The 17,472-nt window shown below is 39.0% G+C and carries 14 protein-coding genes and 1 pseudogene; 10 read left to right on the top strand and 5 right to left on the bottom strand.

Annotation, left to right across the window (positions count from 1 at the left end):
* Positions 1–51: 51 nt before the first annotated feature.
* Positions 52–603, top strand: a complete 552-nt coding sequence (locus tag AACV33_RS01830) for a YcbK family protein (protein ID WP_017020501.1) — start codon at positions 52–54, stop codon at positions 601–603.
* 122 nt (positions 604–725) lie between these two features.
* Here AACV33_RS01830 and asnS read toward each other — a convergent pair whose 3' ends face one another.
* Positions 726–2,126 (bottom strand): asparagine--tRNA ligase, encoded by a 1,401-nt coding sequence (gene asnS / locus AACV33_RS01825; RefSeq protein WP_012550035.1) that lies wholly within the window; start codon positions 2,124–2,126, stop codon positions 726–728.
* 256 nt (positions 2,127–2,382) lie between these two features.
* Here asnS and queD point away from each other — a divergent pair, with 256 nt between their 5' ends.
* Positions 2,383–2,745 (top strand): 6-carboxytetrahydropterin synthase QueD, encoded by a 363-nt coding sequence (queD, locus tag AACV33_RS01820; protein WP_012550036.1) that lies wholly within the window; start codon positions 2,383–2,385, stop codon positions 2,743–2,745.
* A gap of 54 nt (positions 2,746–2,799) precedes the next feature.
* On the opposite strand, the gene AACV33_RS01815 is transcribed toward queD, so the two are convergent.
* On the bottom strand, positions 2,800–3,777 hold the full coding sequence (locus AACV33_RS01815; protein ID WP_182699769.1) for an endonuclease/exonuclease/phosphatase family protein: 978 nt from the start codon (positions 3,775–3,777) through the stop codon (positions 2,800–2,802).
* Positions 3,778–4,009: 232 nt separating this feature from the next.
* Here AACV33_RS01815 and sbcD point away from each other — a divergent pair, with 232 nt between their 5' ends.
* From sbcD to AACV33_RS01775, 8 genes and pseudogenes are all read left to right on the top strand, one after another.
* A complete protein-coding gene (sbcD, locus tag AACV33_RS01810) occupies positions 4,010–5,254 on the top strand; it encodes an exonuclease subunit SbcD (RefSeq protein WP_182699768.1) in 1,245 nt (414 codons plus the stop codon).
* Positions 5,251–8,931 (top strand): AAA family ATPase, encoded by a 3,681-nt coding sequence (locus tag AACV33_RS01805; RefSeq protein ID WP_023603129.1) that lies wholly within the window; start codon positions 5,251–5,253, stop codon positions 8,929–8,931. The genes sbcD and AACV33_RS01805 overlap by 4 nt, the downstream gene beginning before the upstream one ends.
* Positions 8,932–8,987: 56 nt before the next feature.
* A complete protein-coding gene (locus tag AACV33_RS01800; RefSeq protein WP_012550040.1) occupies positions 8,988–9,473 on the top strand; it encodes an acyl-CoA thioesterase in 486 nt (161 codons plus the stop codon).
* Between the two features lie 477 nt (positions 9,474–9,950).
* A pseudogene (locus tag AACV33_RS01795) lies at positions 9,951–10,127 on the top strand (MATE family efflux transporter); the annotation flags it as partial.
* A gap of 529 nt (positions 10,128–10,656) precedes the next feature.
* On the top strand, positions 10,657–11,811 hold the full coding sequence (locus AACV33_RS01790; protein WP_017020496.1) for an amino acid permease: 1,155 nt from the start codon (positions 10,657–10,659) through the stop codon (positions 11,809–11,811).
* A gap of 82 nt (positions 11,812–11,893) precedes the next feature.
* A complete protein-coding gene (locus tag AACV33_RS01785) occupies positions 11,894–13,063 on the top strand; it encodes an amino acid permease (protein WP_182699767.1) in 1,170 nt (389 codons plus the stop codon).
* A 65-nt stretch (positions 13,064–13,128) separates the two neighbouring features.
* Positions 13,129–13,488, top strand: a complete 360-nt coding sequence (locus AACV33_RS01780) for a DUF2799 domain-containing protein (RefSeq protein WP_023603131.1) — start codon at positions 13,129–13,131, stop codon at positions 13,486–13,488.
* Positions 13,489–13,537: 49 nt separating this feature from the next.
* Positions 13,538–13,897 carry a DUF2799 domain-containing protein gene (locus tag AACV33_RS01775; protein ID WP_017020493.1) on the top strand — a complete coding sequence of 120 codons (360 nt, stop codon included), beginning with the start codon at positions 13,538–13,540 and terminating at the stop codon, positions 13,895–13,897.
* Positions 13,898–13,959: 62 nt separating this feature from the next.
* On the opposite strand, the gene AACV33_RS01770 is transcribed toward AACV33_RS01775, so the two are convergent.
* The 3 genes from AACV33_RS01770 to AACV33_RS01760 form a co-directional block, all read right to left on the bottom strand.
* Positions 13,960–14,502 carry a hypothetical protein gene (locus AACV33_RS01770; protein WP_017020492.1) on the bottom strand — a complete coding sequence of 181 codons (543 nt, stop codon included), beginning with the start codon at positions 14,500–14,502 and terminating at the stop codon, positions 13,960–13,962.
* Positions 14,503–14,713: 211 nt separating this feature from the next.
* Positions 14,714–16,075 carry an L-serine ammonia-lyase gene (locus tag AACV33_RS01765; protein ID WP_017020490.1) on the bottom strand — a complete coding sequence of 454 codons (1,362 nt, stop codon included), beginning with the start codon at positions 16,073–16,075 and terminating at the stop codon, positions 14,714–14,716.
* Positions 16,076–16,172: 97 nt separating this feature from the next.
* Positions 16,173–17,423, bottom strand: a complete 1,251-nt coding sequence (locus AACV33_RS01760; RefSeq protein ID WP_017020489.1) for an aromatic amino acid transport family protein — start codon at positions 17,421–17,423, stop codon at positions 16,173–16,175.
* Positions 17,424–17,472 lie beyond the last annotated feature (49 nt).

Raw genomic sequence — 17,472 nt, 5'->3', positions numbered from 1 at the left:
ATCTTTGCGCTCAGTTATTGATTCATCTATCTATAAGTGAGTTGTTTTTACATGCCTGAATTTGATTCGTTACGCCGTAAAATTCTTCTTGGTGGCGTTGCCACTGCTGGTTTAAGTTTATTCCCATCGATTTCTTTTGCGTCACAGTTTGCTGAATCTCCTAGAGAATTGGCGTTTAAGAATTTACATACTGGTGAGAAACTGCAAAGCGAATATTTTAATGGACAACAATATTCAAATTCTGAGTTACTTAAATTAAATCATTTATGTCGTGATTTTCGTCGAAATGAAACGATAGATATGGATACTGGTTTATTTGATCAATTATCGGCTATTCAAAAAGTAATTGGTTGTGATACCCAAGTGCAAATCATTTCTGGTTATCGCTCACCAGCAACCAATGAAATGTTGCGTGGTAAATCACATGGTGGTGTAGCGAAGAAAAGCTTGCATATGCTAGGTAAAGCCATGGATTTTCGTTTAGAAGACGTGCCATTAATCGAAGTAAGAAAAGCAGCCTTATCATTAAAAGCGGGCGGAGTAGGGTATTATCCTGGCAGTAACTTTGTTCATATCGATACGGGACGAGTTCGCTTCTGGTAATTCCTCGGTATTTAAAAATAACAAACATAAAAAATGGCGACCATTATGGTCGCCATTTTTGTATTCATTGCTTTCTATTGAACGAATTTTTACAGAGCTGGTGCCCTATAAGAAAAAGCCAATTAGAAGTTAGCTGAACGTGGAGTACGTGGGAACGGGATAACGTCACGAACGTTGCCCATACCAGTTACGTAAGACACTAGACGCTCAAAGCCAAGACCGAAGCCAGCGTGAGGTACAGTACCGTAACGACGTAAATCGCGGTACCAAGTCATGTGTTCAGGGTCGATACCCATTTCAATCATACGTGCATCAAGAACGTCTAAACGCTCTTCACGTTGAGAACCACCGATGATCTCACCAATGCCTGGTGCAAGAACATCCATCGCAGCAACTGTCTTACCATCGTCATTTTGACGCATGTAGAATGCTTTGATGTCTTTCGGGTAGTTTTTAACGATAACAGGTGCTTTGAAATGTTCTTCAGCAAGGAAACGCTCATGCTCAGAAGACATATCGATGCCCCACTCAACGTCGAATTCAAATTTCTTACCAGAGTCGATAAGGATTTGGATAGCGTCAGTGTAATCTACTTGTGCAAAATCAGAACTTACAAATTGCTCTAGACGAGTGATTGCTTCTTTATCAATGCGAGAAGCAAAGAATTCAAGATCATCACGACGCTCAGCAAGAACCGCTTCGAATACATACTTAAGCATGTCTTCAGCCAGTTTTGCTACATCATCTAGATCAGCAAAAGCAACTTCAGGTTCAACCATCCAGAATTCAGCTAGGTGGCGACTTGTGTGTGAGTTTTCAGCACGGAAAGTCGGGCCAAATGTGTACACTTTGCTTAATGCACAAGCGTAAGTTTCTGCATTTAATTGACCAGATACGGTAAGGAATGTTTCTTTACCAAAGAAGTCTTTGTCATAATCAACATTGCCTTTGTCATCAAGAGGCACGTTCGCGTGATCTAATGTAGAAACGCGGAACATCTCACCAGCACCTTCAGCATCAGATGATGTGATTAGTGGTGCAGACATCCATAAGTAACCTTGCTCGTGGTAAAAACGGTGAATCGCTTGAGACAAACAGTTACGAACACGTGCAACCGCGCCAATCACGTTAGTACGTGGGCGAAGGTGAGCAACTTCTCGTAAATACTCAATAGAGTGACGAGTTTTCGCCATTGGGTATGTATCTGGGTCTTCAACTAAACCAACGACTTTTACTGCTGTTGCAGCAAGTTCGAAATCTTGACCTTTAGCAGGAGATGCAACGATAGTCCCCGTAACTTCAACAGAACAACCTGTTGTTAGTTTTAGGACTTCTTCATTGTAATTATTTAAGTCATTAGGAACCACGGCCTGAATCGGATCGAAACAAGAACCGTCATAAATAGCTAGGAATGAAATTCCCGCTTTAGAATCGCGACGCGAACGGATCCAACCGCGAACAGTTACTTCACTGTCAACCGCTAGTTTGCCGCTTAATACGTCTGTTACAGGCGCGTAAGTCATGTTAATTACATTCTCCATTGTTGTGCTACATGCACGAATATTTTTTATTTCAAGAAGACATATTACCTTTCTTATTAATAGCTTCAAGTGTTGTTACTCTATAAAGGTAAAAATTCAGTATAAGAATCAATTTTTACGATAAAAAAGGCGAAAAAAACATCAATAATAACGACTTGTTGGGAACTTACTTGTTCCTTAATAGTGAAGTAGAGTAATATCCCTCTCTTCATAATATAGGTAATAGAGATTTTAACTAATGACAACTGAACTATATAAAGACTTCATGTTTGAAGCAGCACACCATTTACCACATGTCCCAGAAGGTCATAAATGTGGTCGCCTTCATGGTCACTCTTTTTTAGTTCGCTTGTACGTTGAAGGTGAAGTTGATCAACACACCGGTTGGGTGATCGACTTTTCAGAAATCAAAGCGGCATTCAAACCAACGTATGACCGTCTTGATCACTACTATCTAAACGATATTAAAGGGTTAGAAAACCCAACAAGTGAAGTTTTGGCAAAATGGATTTGGAATGAAGTAAAACCAAGCTTGCCTTTATTAAGCAAGATTGAGATTAAAGAAACCTGTACGGCGGGTTGTACTTACCGCGGTCAGTAATCGAATGTGGTTTTAAGCCAGTAATTAGAAGGCGTCTATTATTAGACGCCTTTTTTATGCCTGTCGAATACGGGCAGTAATAGAAACCAAAGCATGATCGGTACTGAATTGGTCGATGTCGAATTTAGGGTTCACTATATGCAGGTCGACAACACGATACTCAGTGACTTCTAACAAACTGCCAGAGTAAAAGCTATCAAACTCATTCGATAATAGAATGTAGTCCAATACTGAACCTTTCGCGCCATAATAATGAGTACTGACGCGTTCTTCTAATAAATCCGTTCCCTTTAATTGGCTGTATATATCCCAGCTGTCTTTTAACTGAAAGGTGGTGAGATAATCAGTACTAAATTTATCGTATCTTAGTTGATGAGAGAGTAAGCCGATAAATTCATTATGGAATAAAGGTTTATTAAAATCGCCCATTAACACAACGGGTTGAGACGATTTCTTTCTTTGAGTCGTAATGTACTGATGAAGGGTATTTGCTTCCAACCCACGTTGAGCAGACGAAAGCCATGAACCTAATTGCTCATCATGCAGTTGAGTAAGCGGGGTCGCTTCTTGTTCATTAATACCATCTATCTCTATCGGATCTTTAGGTCGTTGAGATTTAAAGTGCACCACGTAGCAATCGGTGATCCCAAGATGAGGCAATTCAATACTGGCGTGAACAGGAACGCGGTTAAATTCGAAGTCAATTCCAAATCTAGCCAATTGCGTCGGTTCCGCAATAACAGGCTGAGAACTCACAATTGGGTAGCGAGAAGCAAACGCCACAACAGGTGAATGGAATACATAGCCATCTTCTGATTTTGGAGTGTCTACCGTACAAAAATACGGATAGCCTAATGAGTTAACTAATGCTTCAAGGGCTTCAGGGCTAAACACTTCTTGAAAACCAATGACATCAGAGTTTAATGCTGTAATTTTATTTTTAAACCAACCTTGTTTCTTCTGCCACTCTTCTTGGGTAAGGATGTTTTCAAAATCGTAATACGCATTGGGTGGCTCAACAAAGTTGAACATATTGATTGTCGTAAAAGTGATGCTCTCAATCGTTAACAAATTTAAGTTCTCATAGAAAGTGTTTAATCAGGATGAATACTGAAGACAATATTGATAAGTATACGCAAATTAGTTCGTTATGTTTGTCTATTGAATATTAGGGACGGAATTTGCCATTAATACTGCCACTAGAATGCTTCAAATGGTATAAAAGAACTATTGTGTTTCTTATCCATCAAACAAGTTGATATTTATGCGTATTTTACATACTTCTGATTGGCATCTCGGTCAAAATTTCTTTACAAAAAGCCGTCGTAATGAACATCAAAAATTCATTGCTTGGTTACTTGAGCAAGTTCAAGAAAATGCCATTAATGCCGTGATCATTGCCGGAGATGTATTTGATACGGGCGCGCCACCAAGTTACGCGCGTGAAATGTACAACCAATTTGTGGTGGAGATGAACAAAGTAGACTGCGAATTAATTGTGCTTGGTGGTAATCATGATTCTGTATCGACACTCAATGAATCAAAACAACTGTTAGCACATTTAAACGCACGAGTAATTGCGAATACTAATGATGATTTATCAACTCAATTATTAACGCTGCCTAATTCAGATGGCACTGTGGGTGCAATTCTATGTGCAGTGCCTTTTATTCGCCCGCGTGACGTTGTCACTAGTGTGGCAGGGTCAACTGGAGTGGAGAAACAGCAAGCGCTTGGCGAAGCGATTAAACAACACTATCACCAGTTGTATCAAAAAGCGGTCGAACTAAGATCTGAGTTAGATCTTAATGTACCTATTATAGCGACTGGTCACTTAACGGCACTAGGGGTTAAACAATCCGATTCTGTACGTGATATTTATATTGGTACTTTGGATGGTTTTGCCGCTGATGGTTTCCCGCCTGCGGATTACATCGCACTTGGTCATATTCACCGCCCGCAACTGGTGGCTAAATCTGAACACATCCGTTATTCCGGCTCACCAATTCCATTGAGCTTTGATGAATTAAAATCGCAAAAACAAGTCGTAATGGTCGAGTTTGATAAAGATAAAGTGAGTCACATTACGCCAATTAATGTGCCGATATTTCAAGCGATGAAAGCATTAAAAGGCGATTTAGAAACGATTGAACAAGAGTTAGCGCAATTTAAAGAGTGCGAAGAAACGACGTGGTTGTGTATTGAAGTAGAAGTTCAAGATTACTTGTCTGATCTACAGCAACGTATTCAAATATTAACTCAAGATTTGAATGTGGAAGTGTTGCAATTGCGTCGAGCGAGAAACCGCAACGAGCAAACACTGGCGCAAGAAAAAACAGAAACGCTAGCGGAGTTAACGCCTTTTGATGTGTTTACTAAACGCATAGAACAAGAGACGTTTGAAACCGAAAAAGAGCAGCAACGCGCAGACAGAATGACAACCAAATTTAAACAGATCTTGTCAGAAGTAGAACATAAAGATACCGATTTACAAGAAGGTGATGCATGAGAATTTTAAGCCTAAGTTTTTCAAATTTGAACTCATTGAAAGGTGAGTGGAAAATTGATTTCTCAGCGTCTCCCTTTGCTGAAAATGGATTGTTTGCGATTACCGGTCCAACAGGCGCAGGTAAAACGACAATCTTAGATGCGATCTGTTTGGCGCTTTATCATAAGACTCCTCGATTGGGTGGTATTTCAACCTCAAGCAATGAAATCATGACGCGTGGTACGGCGGAATGTTCAGCAGAAGTGGAATTTGAAGTGAAAGGTAAAGCGTATCGTGCGTTTTGGAGCCAACGTCGTTCTCGTGGCAAAGTGGATGGAAACTTACAAGCGGCGACGGTTGAGCTTGCAGAAGTCGATTCTGAAAAAGTACTAGCAACTCAAGTGAAGAAAAAAGATGAGCTGATTAACTCAATCACAGGGTTAGATTTCTCTCGCTTTACAAAATCGATGATGCTTTCTCAAGGTCAGTTTGCGGCGTTTTTAAATGCTGATGCCAATGATCGTGCCGGTTTATTAGAAGAGTTAACGGGCACAGAGATCTATGGTCAAATATCTGAAAAAGTGCATGAGCATTACAGTGCATCTAAGCAGAAGTTAGCAGAGCTTAAAGCCAAGGCTGAAGGTGTGGAGTTGCTTTCTGAAGAAGATAAGCAAGCATTAATCGACGAACAAACTGAATTACAAACCAATCAAAAGCAACAGCAAGCTCAAGTTGCAGAGTGGCAAGCTCATTTAGAGTGGTGGATCTCTGATACTAAAAATCAACAACAATGGCAGCAAGCGAGCGAAAATAATCAACTCGCGTTGGATAAGCAAAAATCAGCAAGTGTTCAACTGCACCGTTTAGCGCAAAGCGAACCGGCAGAAAAACTGCGTGCGCCGTATCAATTATGGCAAGAAGCGCAAACTCGCTTTGATGAGTTGGTTAAAGAATTAAAGACGACAGAACAATCTCACCAACAAAAGACCAGTGATAAAAAAACACTTGAGTCTCATGTTACGCAGTTAAAACAAGAGTTTGATTCGATTAAGGTTGAGAATAAAGCGTTAGAGAATTTAATTAATGATTCGGTGCAACCGTTAGATACTGCGATTGCTCAACTGACTCAACAATCTCAAGAGAAGCAGCACCAAATCGTAAACCTTACTGCGCGTCTTGAGGATGGTAATAAAAAGCAACAAGGTCTAACAACAACATTATCTGACATAAAAGAGAAACTTTCTTTATTAGCAAGTTATGTTGAAGAACACAAAGCTGATCTGCAGCTTGAACGTTATTTAGGTCAATGGAAGAGCCAAGTTAGCCATATTTTACAACAAGATAAAGATATTGCCTCTTTAAATAGTCAATTGGGTTCAGCGAATGCAGCGCTAGAGACTCTGCTTGATGGTATAAATAAAAAAGAAGCAGAATTAAATCAAGCTCAAATTATTGTTAATAACGAAGTGGAAGCGACGAAGTGTGCAGAGCTTGCATTACAACAATGGCAAGATAAAGGGTCAGAAGCACAACTGACAGAGCAGATAAACACGCTAATGACTCGTTATCAATATCGTGTTGAATTAACTCATACCAATAATGAGTATTTACGTGCGACAAAAGAGCAGCAAATGCTTGCCGCTGTGCAGAAAACACAAGCTAATGACATTGAAAAATTGGATGTGCAGCGTACTGAACTAGCGACTCAGTTTAAGCAACAAGAGCAGCAAGTTATCGATTTAACTACCTTAATTGAGCAAGAAGGCGAGCTTGCAAAATATCGAGCGGAATTAGTAAAAGATCAAGATTGTCCGTTGTGTGGATCAACGCATCATCCACTATTAGAGCAAACTAAATTGCTTGATTTGAGTGCGACAATACAACGTAAAAAAGAAGCCGATCAGAAACGTGTAGAGATTATCGAACAAGGTAAATCAGTACGCGAACAATTAGATTCGCTCAAAGTAAAACAAGATCATTGCCAATCTCAATTAGTGCAGTGGCAACAAACGGTTGAAGCCACGCAAAAGCAGTGGGCTACGTTACTAAATACAACGCAACTCACTCTACCTTTGGGTGATACTGATTCGATTAATCAATTCATTAGTGAGTCTGAAGCCTCTTTATCTGCGCTGAATGAGCAAGCAAAGCAATTACGCCAAGCGGATGATAAGGTTCGAGTACAACAAAACCAATTACAACAAGTTCAGCATCGCCTTGAAACTGTTACTACCGCGTTAAACTTTGACCGAAAATCACATCAAGCAGCGCTTCAACAGCGACAAGATGACAATCAAAAATTAGAACAGTTGCAATTACGTCAAACGGAACTTAAACAGCAGTTAATTACAGAAATAGAGCACGCAGGATTTAATGCACCAGAGTTGACTCAAATAGAATCGTGGTTTGTACAAAAAGAGCAAGACTTACAACAAATTCAGCACAAAATTCAACAGCAACAAATGCTAATTCAACAGCAGCAAAATGTGCAAAGTGATCATGCTCATTTAACCGAGCAATTGGTTGAATTTAATGTCCAACAACAACAATTTCAAACTGAAATATCAGTATTAACTACAGAGTTAGCAAAGCAACAAGCAAAACGTATTGAGCTATTTGGTACCCAAGAGATCAAAACAGCACGCTTTGTAATGACAGATAAGTTGAATGCCTCAGAACAAACTTATGATGTTGAACAGCAGAAATTGCACGTTATAGTACAAGAGCTTGCGGCTTTAGATGGCAAACTAAATAACCTTAAAGAGAATCATGTAAGCAGTAAAAAGCTATCGGTAGAGCGTTCTGATGTATGGAAGGAAGCACTATCGCACAGTCCATTTGAAACACTTGAGCTGTTTCAGGCTGCATTGATTTCAGAAGAAGATCGCCAACAACTATTAAGCTTAAAAACTGAAATACAACAAGCGATTGAGCGAACTATTGCTCTACTAGAGAGTGCACAGCAAACCAAAGAACAACATTACCAAGAGCCCAAAGCCGCTGAGTGGCAATTAATGCCAAAAGAAACCGTTGAGACTGAATTAGCCCAAGTGAAATTTCAATCTGAAACATTAGTGAAGCGCGAAGGTGAAATCGCCCAAGCGCTACGCTCAGACGGTGAACGTAAACTGAATCAAAAAAGCTTGTTTGATGAGATTGAATCGTATCAATTTGAGTACGATGATATTCAATATTTACACTCATTAATTGGTTCACAGAAAGGGGATAAATTCCGTAAGTTTGCGCAAGGGTTAACACTAGAAAATTTAGTGTATTTAGCAAATAAGCAACTGACTCGATTGCACGGACGTTATGAATTAAAACGCAAAGCCAGTGATGGTCTCGAATTACAAGTACTCGATACATGGCAAGGGGATGTGGTTCGTGATACCAAAACCTTGTCGGGGGGTGAGAGCTTCCTTGTAAGTTTGGCGTTGGCACTTGCACTTTCTGATTTAGTGAGCCATAAAACAAGTATCGATTCACTGTTCTTAGATGAAGGTTTTGGTACTCTGGACAGTGAAACGTTAGATATGGCGCTTGATGCGCTAGATAACCTAAATGCATCAGGGAAAATGATAGGGGTGATCAGCCATATTGAGGCGATGAAAGAGCGCATACCCGTTCAAATAAAAGTCACCAAACGCAGTGGATTAGGCGTGAGTGAACTAGAAAAACAGTATAAAAAAGTCAGTTAACTTGTTACTCATAACATCATAATAAAAATGATAATACAGATTAAAAGGAAGTAATAATGGGAAAGAACAAACGCGAAGTAACCTTACGTTTTCTTGCTGAACCTAGTGATGTGAATTTTGGCGGTAAAGTTCACGGTGGTGCCGTAATGAAATGGGTCGATTTAGCGGCCTATGCGTGTTCTGCCGGGTGGAGTGGTAAATATTGCATTACCGCTTACGCTGGGGGAATTCGATTTGTTCAACCCATTCATGTGGGTAATCTTGTTGAAGTGACGGGTAAGGTGATTTATACCGGAAAGTCATCAATGCATATTGCGATTGATGTTCAAGCGAGTGATCCGAAAGAACTAGAAAATAGACTGACGACTCATTGTATTGTGATTATGGTTGCGGTTGATGAACATGGAAAACCAACTGAAGTCACTGAATGGGTACCACAAACAGAAGAAGACATTAAATTACGTGAATCTGCAATTACATTAATGAATATGAGAAAGCAGATTGGTGAAGAGATGGAAGCACATGTAAAATATTTGAAGTAAGCTAATTTCTTTGTGATTCATTTTAAATGATGTGATTCACCGAGAGAATACTTCTAATGTTCTGATTAATAAGTGAACGTTATTTATTAAAAGTGTAGATCTACTTCAAAATTTACACATCATTTTGATTAATTGAGCATTGAAGTGTTGAATTTAATCTCGTGATATTAGATAGTGTGTTTGTCCGGTTATGACCCCGTACAGTTACAAACTAGCCACATTCTGAGACGTGTGGCTTTTCTTTTTCTTCTCTTCAGTTTCCTCTTTCTTATTGTTTATCCTCTCGTTTTTAAATACCTTTTTAGCATAAATATAACGTTGTCATTTTTTCGTCAAAAGACCGCATGAAAAGTAATGACAATGTCAGTCTATTAATAATTGCAATCTGCTTAACTGTTTTCTTCACTATTTATTAGACGAAAAATAACTTACGGTATACTTAATTCTATTGTTGAAATTAGTTAGTGATCTCTGGTTATGAAGAGTCAAAGTGCATCATTTTTCCGTCAAGTCATGGTTCATTCAAGGGGTGACTTCTTTTATCGACTTATTATTATTGCTCTTCCTATCACATTACAAAGTATCCTTTTATCGAGTAAAAGCCTGATTGATGTTTTTATGCTTGGTCAACTCTCTGAAGAGGTGTTGTTGGCGTTTTGATGTGAAATTCTGCTTGTATCAAGATGTGCTGACTCAGTGGTTTGCTTGTTTATACCGTTTGAAAAGTAAGAAATGGATAAATAATTTAGTTGAGGTGAACTAACTGCTGTAAAAGTAATCGTGTTAAGGGTTGCAATAGGGGACTTGTTATATAAAATGGAGTGAGCTGCTAAATAAGTGGCTCCGATTAGTAAAGGAATTACTATACGGATTATTTTAATGGAATGTGACTAATTAGGATGTACACATGATATTTCAAGCAACGACAGGCCCTTTATTGGAGCCAACAGAAGGTTCACCACATTTAACTTGTATCAAATCCACGGTTGTTTTGTCTTCGCGTTTTTTCTCGTCTCAACGTCTCGCTTTTCTCCTTCTCTCGTATTTTCGATTTCCTCGTTTTTATTCGTAATCAATAAGCTTAATTTTAACGCTGTCACCTAGTTAAGGTGCTGTTTTGTATGCGTTGAATTTATAAAAAATAAAATAAATTTACTCGAATTAAATATAGGAAATAAACACAATGAATTTAAAATTAATCGGCAGCTCGCTTATTATTTCAGGTACTGCGCTAGGCGCAGGCATGCTTGCTATACCTATGGTACTGGCTCAATTTGGGCTCTTGTGGGGAACAGCGTTAATGCTGTTTATCTGTATCGGTACAACCTATGCGGCACTATTATTACTTGAAGCAAGTATTAATGCCGGCGGTGGGTTAGGAATGAACACGATTGCGCGTAAAACCTTAGGTAAAGGTGGGCAAGTTGTAACGAATGGTTTGCTGTATGCATTACTGATTTGCTTATTAATGGCGTACATCTTAGGTGCAGGTGATTTACTCAATAAACTTGTTCGTAGTATTGGGATGGACTTGAGCCTTGTTCAAAGTCAAATTGCATTTACTTTAATCGCGGGGGCGATTGTTGCTTCAGGTACTGCGGTTATTGATAAATTGAACCGAGTTTTATTTGCGGTGATGTTAGGTATGCTGCTATTGACGTTAGTTTTCTTAGTGCCTGGTATTTCTGCTGAAAACATGGTGCAAGTGTCTAATTCTAATATGCCCGATCTTATTAAGACCAGCTCAATTATCTTCACCAGTTTTGGTTTTATGGTTGTGATCCCGTCATTAGTTTCTTATAACCATGAAGCGACGCATAAGCAATTGAGAAATATGGTCATTGTTGGCTCTCTTATTCCGCTTGTGTGTTACTTAGTTTGGTTATATGCGGTTGTTGGTAATTTAACTCCTAAGCAATTAGTGGAGTTTTCTAATGTCTCTGAATTGATTTCGGTTTTCAGTGCAGAACATGCTTTCATTAATGTTGTATTGTCGAGCTTTACTGGTCTTGCTTTATTAACGTCATTCTTAGGGGTGGCAATGGCTTTGTTTACTCAAAACCAAGATACTTTCAAGCAAAATAAAGTGATCACTTATGTGATTAGTTTTATCTTCCCATTAGCAGGTGCCATTTTAGCGGCAGATAAGTTCTTAGCCGTATTAAGTTATGCAGGGATCATCCTTGTGTTCCTTGCTGTCTTTGTACCGTTAGCGATGGTTGTTAAATTAAGACAGAAAGCAACGAACGAACAGGGATATAAAGCTGAAGGTGGAGTAGCAATGCTGGCATTCTCTTTTGCATTCGGTAGCTTCTTACTCGTTTCTCAAGTGTTATAACTCTTTTAATGCCCTAATCATGGTATTAGGGCATTCATTTATACTGTGACTGTTTTTCCATTTTATATATTAAGAATACACAATGAATTTTAAATTATTTGGTAGTGCATTAATCCTTTCAGGAACTGCTCTTGGTGCTGGAATGTTAGCTATTCCTATGGTTTTAGCGCAATTTGGTCTTTTTTATAGCACCTTATTAATGCTTGTTATTTGTGCCGGTACTACCTATTCCGCTTTATTGCTCACAGAAGCGTGTTCAAAAACTGAATTAGCGTTCGGCATCAATACCGTTGCAAATAAAACGATGGGTAAAGGGGGGCAAATAGTCACTAACAGCTTATTTTATTTGTTGTTGATTTGTATGCTTATTGCCTACATTTTAGGAGCTGCCGATCTAATTAAACGCATATTTTCAATGGCGAACATTGAGATAAGCATTGAAGCTTCTCAGATTGGTTTTACATTAATTGCGAGTGCTTTTGTTGTCTGTGGAACTCAAATTATCGATAAGTTAAATCGTGTGTTGTTCCTATTTATGGTTTCTATGCTCTTTATTACGTTGATCATATTGGTTCCAGGAATCTCGACAGACAACTTGATGCAAGTAACGAATACCGATAAAGGGATGTTATTTGATACCAGTACGATTTTATTTACTAGTTTTGCTTCTATGCCAGTGATCCCATCTTTAGTCGCTTATAATAAAGAAGCAACCAGTAAACAACTTAGAAACATGGTTATCTTAGGATCGGTGATCCCACTTATCTGTTACCTTGTCTGGCTATATGCTGTTGTTGGAAATCTCAATGCAGAAGAAATTACACACTTCTCAAATATTTCTGATTTAATTCAAACTTTCAGTTCTAAAAGTGAATACATCGAATTTATATTGTCAGTATTTACATCATTAGCCTTGTTGACTTCATTTTTAGGCGTGGCGATGGCGTTGTACAATCAGAATAAAGATATGATTTCACACAATAAAGTAGTTACATACGTGTGTACTTTTATCTTACCATTGTTGGGCGTAAGCCTTGCCGCTGATCAATTCTTATCTGTATTGGGATACGCTGGTGTTATTTTAGTTTTCCTTGCTGTGTTTATCCCATTAGCCATGGTGGTTACGGTAAGAAAGAAAGCCGCAGGAAATACCGAGTTAGACTGCCATACTTATCAAGCTGAAGGTGGCAAACCAGCATTAGTTTTAACGCTTCTTTTTGGTTTATTTTTATTAATTAGCCAAATTTTATAGCAGAAATGATCTGACCTGATACAGTTAACGTAGTACTTAATGTGTTTTCTTTGAGGGTCATGATTATGAAAAGGTTAGTTGTTCTTGCTATCACATTAATGATAGCGGCTTGCTCATCAACGCCAGTTCCAACATCGATGATGGATAAGGATTGGAAAGATTTTGGGTATGAACGAGCTCTAAAAGGCTTAGTTATTCAATCAGAATCTACACTGATCAAAAAACTGAATGGTGAAGCGCTTAAAGATACAAATTACCAATCCTACCTTGCCGGATATAAAGAAGGGCAAGCTGAATATTGTCAGAAAGATGCTTACATATTAGGCGTGAAAGGCGAACCTTATAATGGTATCTGTGATGTGATAGATTGGACATTCAGGGAAGATTACAGTAGCGGTAGACATTCGACTGCTGGCGAGATGTAACTGTAGAGTTTCCTATTAGTAAGTATATTTATAATAAGAGGGTACTGATATGAGAGCGTTATTGATTACTGTGTTTGCTCTTTCGCTGATGGCTTGTTCAAGTTTAGCTCCACTGACATCAACACTAGATAGTGATTGGAACAGTTATGGGTTAGATAGAGGTGTCAAAGGATGGAGCGTTGAATCTAAAGAACAAATCACCGATCTATTAGATGGTACGGAGTTAAAAGCGTCTAACTATGATGCTTACGTAAGCGGCTATAAAAAAGGTCTTCAAGAATATTGTGGGCAAGATGCGTTCGAGTTAGGCACTAAAGGTGGAGTTTATACCGGTGTTTGTGACGGCATCGATAAAAACTTTAAGTATGATTATCTACGAGGTTATCATTCAGTCGCTGATAAAATGTAACGTTACTTAGCACTAAATAGAAATGGCGGAATAGAATTCCGCCATTTTTGTATGTATAAAAACTAGCTCACTTTAATAATATTAAAGCGTCCCATCTTTTTCAAAATTGGGATGAATTCTTTATGTACTTCTATCATTAATTTCTTCGCTTTGGTGTATGCACCTAATCGGTCGTCTCCGTGTATGAAGAGTCTACTTTTCGGTTTATATTCGTCACCAACTAATTCTTTCCAGCGAACAATATAGTATTTCGTACCTCTGACTTCACCAGAAAGAAGGGTACGCTTCTTTTCTATGACATCAGGTTCAAGGCTGTGTGGTAAGCGCTCAAATAGACTTGGGGTATTTAAAACCGCATGCCAACAGTTGCCCCAGAGTTCTCGACCAACTTGGTTACGCTGTTTTACTGCTTCTTTAAGGGCTTTATCTCGCCCTTGCTTTAAACAGCCGACAGAGCGGTTATACATTCCATCATCAGGTGTATGGATATGAACTTTCACACAGTTGAATGAATGAGAAATAAAGCGATAATCACTTTTCATTCCAGTCCATTCAGCTCTTAATTCTTGCGCTCTAGGAGATAGGGTATGTTTTTTCTTATTCATAATAATTATATTATCGGAAAACGTATTAATAGTAATATTACAGCAATTGAGTTTATTGTTAATAGTGAATGCTGATTATATTGTTAATTTTCTGTAAAAAAGAAGGATTTAGTATGATTAGTATAGTTCAATTGAAAGGAATTAGTTGTGTGAATGAATAAAAAATAAAAAAGGGACGAATTAACGTCCCTTAATAGTATCAATGAATAGTCTAGCAGATAACTTTAATCGCGAGGCCACCTTGAGATGTCTCACGGTATTTCGCGTTCATGTCCTTGCCTGTTTCAAGCATTGTTTCAATAACTTTGTCTAAAGAAACACGAGGATCCGACGAGCGACGAAGTGCCATACGAGTAGAGTTGATTGCTTTTACAGAAGCAATACCATTACGTTCAATACAAGGGACTTGTACTTGTCCTGCAACAGGATCACACGTTAATCCAAGATTATGTTCCATGCCAATTTCAGCAGCCATACAGACCTGCTCAGGGCTTCCACCCATTAATTCAGCAAGACCAGCAGCAGCCATTGAACAAGCAACACCTACTTCACCCTGACAACCCACTTCAGCACCAGAGATAGATGCATTTTGTTTGTATAGACCACCGATCGCACCAGATGCTGCGAAATAACGAATGTAATCTTTCTCTGTTACTGTTTGGATAAACTTGTCGTAATAAGCCAATACAGCAGGGATGATGCCACATGCGCCGTTTGTTGGTGCTGTAACAACACGTCCACCAGCAGCGTTCTCTTCATTAACTGCGAATGCAAACATATTCACCCAATCCAGAACTTCCATAGGATCAGTTGATGTTTTTTCTGATGTAAGCAACTGTTGACGAAGTGCCGCAGCACGACGAGGAACACGTAGAGGTCCAGGAAGGAGCCCTTCGGTATTCATGCCTTTTTCCATGCAATCACGCATGGTTTTCCAAATTTTTGCAAAATAAGTACGAACTTCATCTTCTGCAAGAATTGCGTGTTCGTTCTTCATAACTAAGGCACTAATAGATAATCCATGTTCTTTACATAGATTAACGAGCTCTTCTGCACTATTAAAGGCATAAGGTACCTTGATTGATGATTCTACTTCTTTACCAAAATGTTCTTCATCAACAATAAAACCACCACCGATAGAGTAATATGTTTTAGAGTAAACGATTTCACCATCTATCCACGCATGGATCTGCATACCATTTTCATGCAATTCAAGATTGGTTTTGTGGAAATTCATCCCACCATCTTTCGGAAACTCTACCGTATGGCAATGCATACCAACGGGTAGGCGTTCTGTTTCTTCAACGCGAGCAATAAAGCCTGGAATTGAGTCAATATCTACGTGTTCTGGCGTGTTGCCTGCCAGACCCATAATAATAGCTATATCAGTATGGTGACCTTTCCCTGTCAGTGATAACGAACCGTAAACATCAACAGTGATTTTAGTGATATCACGCAGTTTGCCCATGCCACGTAAATCGTCGATAAACTCTTTACCCGCTTTCATTGGACCAACAGTGTGGGAGCTAGATGGACCAACCCCAATTTTGTAGATATCAAAAACACTAATCATGTTGTTACCTCGAATAAGCCCCCATTAATAGGGGGCTTTTATTATCATTATTTTTACTTCGAATAATCGATGTCTATATCAAAATATAGAATGACGATTAAAGAGCGCCGTAGATTACAGAAGTAATCGCAGCAACACCACATAATGCTGTGAAGATTTGCACAGGTGCTGAAGTTTTGTACTTCGCCATTGCTGGTACTTTACGCATTGCGAATACAGGCATTAGGAATAGGATAGCGGCAATCATTGGCGCACCCATTGTCTCAATCATTCCTAAGATGCTTGGGTTAACGATAGAAACGATCCAAGTAGTCACAACGATGAAGATTAAAGACGCTTTCTCAACAGTAGCAAGAGAGGCTTTTGTGTGAGACTTAGTTAAACCAACAAGACCTTCATGAGCACCAAGGAAGTGACCGAAGTAGCTTGAAGTAATCGCAGCAAAAGCAACGATAGGGCCCATGATAGAAATCATTGGAGATTCATGAACGTTAGCTAGGTAAGAAAGAACAGAGATGTTCTGTGCTTGTGCTTGCGCAAGTTGCTCTGGAGATAGAGAAAGAACCACAGAGAATACGAAGAACATTACAAAGCTCATTAGCATCATTGCTGCACCGCCAGTGATCATGTCAGTTTTTGCTACTGCATTTTCACCGTAAACACGACGTTGTTCTTTAGAGAACTGGCTGATCACTGGGCTGTGGTTGAAAGAGAAAACGATGATTGGAATCGCTAACCAAACAACAGAAGGCATTGCGCTCCAATCTGGTGCTACAGACGCCATTGATGTGTTCCACTCAGGGATTAGGTATACAGAAAGAACCATCAAGATGAAAACAAGAGGGTAAACCATTGCTGATGTTGCTTTCAGCATAAGTTCTTTACCAAATACAACGCCACATGTCATCAGAGTGATAAGAACACCTGATAGTAACCAACGAGGAATGGATTCCATACCCATTTGGTTAACCATGAAAGAATCGACTGTATTGGTAATACCAACACCGTAAATTAATACAATTGGGTAAATCGCAAAAAAGTAAGCAAAAGTGATTAGGTTTGCGCCAGTTTTACCAAAATGCTCTTCTACCGTATCGGTAATATCAGCGTCTGGGTTCTTAGCAGAAAGAACAAAACGAGCCAAACTTTTGTGTGCAAACCAAGTCATTGGTGCAGCGATTAGAGCAAGAATAACAAGAGGCCAAAAACCACCCGCACCCGCTTTAATTGGAAGGAATAAAACACCAGCACCTACGGCTGTACCGAATAGAGAAAGACACCAAGTGAAATCTTTATAAGTCCACTTTGCTTTTTTTGCACCTGTCGATGCAGTCGTTGTTGTTTGCATAGTAATTATACTCTTAATTTTTTTAGAACAGGAATTTTGGGAACGGCGC

The organism is Aliivibrio sp. SR45-2 (assembly GCF_963890165.1).
Lineage (GTDB): Bacteria > Pseudomonadota > Gammaproteobacteria > Enterobacterales > Vibrionaceae > Aliivibrio > Aliivibrio salmonicida.
Note: the sequence above shows the minus strand (reverse complement) of the source record. Positions and strands in the feature narration are given on the sequence as shown.

Bases quoted from the DNA above. Each gene is read 5' to 3' on its own strand.
- AACV33_RS01830 (WP_017020501.1), top strand. From the start codon at position 52: ATGCCTGAATTTGATTCGTTACGCCGTAAAATTCTTCTTGGTGGCGTT.
- AACV33_RS01805 (WP_023603129.1), top strand. From the start codon at position 5,251: ATGAGAATTTTAAGCCTAAGTTTTTCAAATTTGAACTCATTGAAAGGT.
- AACV33_RS01770 (WP_017020492.1), bottom strand. From the start codon at position 14,502: ATGAATAAGAAAAAACATACCCTATCTCCTAGAGCGCAAGAATTAAGA.
- AACV33_RS01780 (WP_023603131.1), top strand. From the start codon at position 13,129: ATGAAAAGGTTAGTTGTTCTTGCTATCACATTAATGATAGCGGCTTGC.
- AACV33_RS01815 (WP_182699769.1), bottom strand. From the start codon at position 3,777: ATGTTCAACTTTGTTGAGCCACCCAATGCGTATTACGATTTTGAAAAC.
- sbcD (WP_182699768.1), top strand. From the start codon at position 4,010: ATGCGTATTTTACATACTTCTGATTGGCATCTCGGTCAAAATTTCTTT.
- AACV33_RS01760 (WP_017020489.1), bottom strand. From the start codon at position 17,423: ATGCAAACAACAACGACTGCATCGACAGGTGCAAAAAAAGCAAAGTGG.
- AACV33_RS01785 (WP_182699767.1), top strand. From the start codon at position 11,894: ATGAATTTTAAATTATTTGGTAGTGCATTAATCCTTTCAGGAACTGCT.
- queD (WP_012550036.1), top strand. From the start codon at position 2,383: ATGACAACTGAACTATATAAAGACTTCATGTTTGAAGCAGCACACCAT.
- asnS (WP_012550035.1), bottom strand. From the start codon at position 2,126: ATGACTTACGCGCCTGTAACAGACGTATTAAGCGGCAAACTAGCGGTT.
- AACV33_RS01775 (WP_017020493.1), top strand. From the start codon at position 13,538: ATGAGAGCGTTATTGATTACTGTGTTTGCTCTTTCGCTGATGGCTTGT.
- AACV33_RS01790 (WP_017020496.1), top strand. From the start codon at position 10,657: ATGAATTTAAAATTAATCGGCAGCTCGCTTATTATTTCAGGTACTGCG.
- AACV33_RS01800 (WP_012550040.1), top strand. From the start codon at position 8,988: ATGGGAAAGAACAAACGCGAAGTAACCTTACGTTTTCTTGCTGAACCT.
- AACV33_RS01765 (WP_017020490.1), bottom strand. From the start codon at position 16,075: ATGATTAGTGTTTTTGATATCTACAAAATTGGGGTTGGTCCATCTAGC.